General features: G+C 54.9%; 3 protein-coding genes and 2 pseudogenes. All 5 read left to right on the top strand.

From position 1 onward, the window contains the following. The first annotated feature begins 253 nt into the window (after positions 1 to 253). Positions 254 to 1,099: a DcrB-related protein gene (locus tag F1735_RS32765; protein ID WP_222853154.1), complete on the top strand. Its 846-nt coding sequence runs from the start codon at positions 254 to 256 to the stop codon at positions 1,097 to 1,099. A 3-nt stretch (positions 1,100 to 1,102) separates the two neighbouring features. Then, a complete protein-coding gene (locus F1735_RS37640; RefSeq protein WP_222853153.1) occupies positions 1,103 to 2,380 on the top strand; it encodes a PAAR domain-containing protein in 1,278 nt (425 codons plus the stop codon). Further along, positions 2,380 to 2,853 (top strand): lytic transglycosylase, encoded by a 474-nt coding sequence (locus tag F1735_RS32755; protein ID WP_167241085.1) that lies wholly within the window; start codon positions 2,380 to 2,382, stop codon positions 2,851 to 2,853. Before F1735_RS37640 ends, F1735_RS32755 begins: the two co-directional genes overlap by 1 nt. Before the next feature lie 104 nt (positions 2,854 to 2,957). Continuing rightward, positions 2,958 to 3,176, top strand: a pseudogene (locus F1735_RS32750) (IS1380 family transposase); the annotation flags it as partial. A 108-nt stretch (positions 3,177 to 3,284) separates the two neighbouring features. Then, positions 3,285 to 3,579, top strand: a pseudogene (locus F1735_RS37085) (transposase); the annotation flags it as partial.

Here is a 3,579-nt window from a genome sequence, read left to right as displayed (position 1 = left end):
TACCAATGTCGAATTGACGGCGGAGACCGAGCATATTCACCTGACGGCCAGCACCGATATCACGTTGCAGGTGGGCAGCAGCAAGATCGAGATGAAAGCGGACGGCACCATCACCATCAGCGGTGTGAATGTCAATATCATCGGTAGCGCCAGGATCGATTTGAACAGCTGATCGACACCCCATCGCCAGCCCGGCGCCGGTGGCGCGGGCTGGCTCAGCCGCGCTGCAGACATCGCCCCAAAGAGAACCAGGATGAAAGAACCGTCAAGCATGCCATACCATACCAATCACGCGACCTTCGAGCTGCCGGCGCAGCTCAAGGACAAGACCATGCACATGTTCACGCTGGCCGACGAGGGACCGAGCGCGTTCAGCGTGGTGATGTCGCATGCGGATGCGCAAGGTGACGATTCGCTGGTCAATTTCGCCGACCGGCTGGTAATCGAACTGGGCAATTCCTTACCCGATTTCCGCTTGCTGAACAGGCTGGAGCGGACGCTGGACGAGACGCCGGCCATCGAACTGGCGTACCGCTGGCGCAGTGCGGGGCACATGATGCACCAGCGCCAGGTGATCACCATGCTGCCGCGTACCGAAGCGGGCGAGGTGAAGGCGATGCTGGTCGCCGCAACCTGCCTCAATCCGTTCACCGACGAGTGGAATGCCACCTTCGATGACATGCTGGCCAGCGTTAAGCTACGCCACAAGAACGCGCCGGCAGTTACCGAGCTCGCAAGTTCGGCGCCGGCGCTGGCGTCGACCGTGTTTGCGCTGTCCGAACGCCGCCGCACCCTGCACGCGTTCGCCAACCATGACGAGGCCTGCCGCAAGACCGATGCGCGCGAAGTCGAGCATGACGCCTGGGCGTTTTTTGATGCCGCCGGCACACCGCTGCATGCCAATTTTATCGTGCCAAATACCGGCACCTTGTGGCGCAAGGCCGGCAGCTACGTGCTCGAAAAACGCCCCGAACGCGGTGCGCCAAATCTGCGCGCGCAGCTGTATCAGGCCTCGGTGTTTGTGGCGGGGTCGGCGGACGTGCGTCTTTCCAGCATTGCCGAGGTTCAGGCCATGCTCAAGCAGCCCACGGAGAGTTAAATCATGCCAAGAGCAGCAAGATTAGGGGATGCGATCGGCCACACGCCGCCCGGTGACGGTCCGGTCGGAGGCATCGGCGACGTCACCGGCAAGATCGTCGGTCCTTGTTCCAGCAATGTGTACACCAACGGCATCAAGGCCGCGCGGGCGTATGTTGACGTGGCGGTGTGCTCGTTGCACCCGCAAGCACCATTGCCGATCGCGACCGGCAGTTCGACTGTCTTTATCAATGGTTTGCCTGCAGCCAGGGTCAGCGACAAGATTGTGTGCAAGGCCTATATCACAAACGGTTCAGGGAACGTGTTCATTGGCGGTGCGGCTGTTCAGACCAATGCGTTCATGCCTGAGGGCATTGCCGAAGAAGTGGTCGAGATAGTGAAAAATGGAGCGACGCTTGTTTTGGGGGCTGGCGAAATTGTCGTTGGAGGGCTGTACAATTCTGCGGTGAGGATTGGCGCGGGCCTGGCCTCGATCCCGTACATGCTTGATTCCGTGGACGGGGCGGTTGGCGTGCAAAAAGAAATCGCTCAAGGCTTGAACTATAATTTCAAAAGCGAGGGAGCCAAGCAGATCGGCGAGGCACTCAAGCCGGTTGGAGCCTTCGTTCAAGAGAAGATTACGGAAGCTAGGGATTTTTCGGAAGAGCACATCGGGATTGGGGCAACGGCGATTGTTTTTGGGGGTGCCGAGGCAGGGGTGGAGATTGCCGGGGTCGTGACTGGCGGGAAGGCGCTGAAGTCGTTTATTGATTTTCCGCTTAGTTCGGCAACTCGTGCGGCTGGCGCATCGGCTCGCGCAGTAGCGGATGAGGCTGCAGCACTGCATCGAATCGGGGCAAGTAGTGCAGAAGCTACCACAGCAAGAGTAAGTAGCAGACCTGCATGGCTGACACGCCTTGACGAAGGTAATGCATTTAACGCTGAGCGTTCGATCGCATATCCTCACAATGAGGTGTATATAAACAGCCCGAAGGGAACAGGATATACTCGCCTTGATTCTTATAATCCAGTTTCTGGCGAAATTGTTTCGAGGAAATTTACGCAATTATCTGAAATTCAGCCACAAACAGGAATAAACTATGTCAACGAATTAACAGCAAAGTATCCTGTCAACGGAACCATCGCCAATGTGCCCTCGAGCGGTGCATTGGCAGGACGACCATTGCTAGGTCAACACTATCTTGAGGTTCCAGTCCAGCTTCGCCCAATTCCACAATCAATTCTCGATGCTGCGAATCGTGCAGGTGTCGTAATTCGAGATGTTAACGGTAGAGTACACTAATGAATAGGCCCATTTTCTTTTGTAAGTCATGGTTTCGTGCCAAAAAGAAACCGACGGAAGTTTGGTCCGAGGATCAAGCTAAATTGGCTCATGCTAACAAGCGGACCTATACAGTCCTCGTCGACTCTGTCGACGAACCATATTGCTTTCTCGATATTGCTGAAGGGGTAGTGGGGGTTGGTTTTCTTGATGAGTTTTTGCGCGAATCGTTGACGTATGCATTTCAGGAAATCGAACCAGGAAAACTGTTCTTAACGATGGCAACACACCGTGAATTTGATGGTAGCGCAGACAAAGTTACGAGTGGTATTTCTTACCTTTTTGAGCAAAATGGTTCGGTCGAGATTAGACGTGAGTTCTTTAATCCTCACAGGCTTGAAACGGTCGCATCGACCGCAGATGTAAGTTCGAATTACTCTGCGATGCCTGACTTTGGAAATTATGATGATTTGATTCGAGTCGAGAGAAACTGAAAACAAATGGGCAACCTGAATCCGTGTTCCATCCCCGTCAATAGTTGATCAAGTCATTGATTTCAAAGTAAAATATGGCATCTCCGGCTTTCACCTGAGCTACCATGCCACACTTCGAAGTCAAGCAATCGCGCAACCTAGAATTGACCTCGCACGCGGGGCTTGGCCTGATTGGCCAGTGCTTCGAGGCCGCGCAAGTGGAGGCGGTTCTTGATGCCAGATTTTCGGTGTCGCAAGCCATGAAGACCTCGGACATCGCCAAGAGCATGACTGCGTTGCTGTGCCTGGGCAAGAGCGATTTCGAAGCGATCGAGCCATTTCGCAAGGTGATTAGCGCTGATCTTCAGCATAACTGAACTTCGGTCGCCGTTACGTGTCCAACCTTGCATATGCGTGCGCGGTGGCGCAGGCGGGAGATGATTATGGCGACGATGAATCGGGTTCAGTTTCAGGCGGGCATGAGTGTGACGCAATTCATGGAGCTCTACGGGACGCAAGCGCAGTGCGAAGCCGCACTGGAAAAGATTCGATGGCGCGACGGATTCGCCTGCCCCCATGTGCGCTCGCAACGAGCATTACGTGGTTTGGCATGGTAAGGTAAAACGTTCCAGTGCCAGGCTTGCCGGTACCAGACGACCCTCACGAGCGGGACCATTTTCCACTCGAGTAAATTGCCTCTCACGAAATGGTTCCAAGCGATGTACTTCCTCACGCAAGCGAAGAACA

This window comes from Massilia genomosp. 1, from assembly GCF_011682185.1.
Classification (GTDB): domain Bacteria; phylum Pseudomonadota; class Gammaproteobacteria; order Burkholderiales; family Burkholderiaceae_D; genus Telluria_A; species Telluria_A rubra.
This window is presented reverse-complemented; position numbering and strand designations above follow the sequence as displayed.

Coding starts and splice junctions, on each gene's coding strand:
- F1735_RS32765 (WP_222853154.1), top strand. CDS start 254: ATGAAAGAACCGTCAAGCATGCCATACCATACCAATCACGCGACCTTC.
- F1735_RS37640 (WP_222853153.1), top strand. CDS start 1,103: ATGCCAAGAGCAGCAAGATTAGGGGATGCGATCGGCCACACGCCGCCC.
- F1735_RS32755 (WP_167241085.1), top strand. CDS start 2,380: ATGAATAGGCCCATTTTCTTTTGTAAGTCATGGTTTCGTGCCAAAAAG.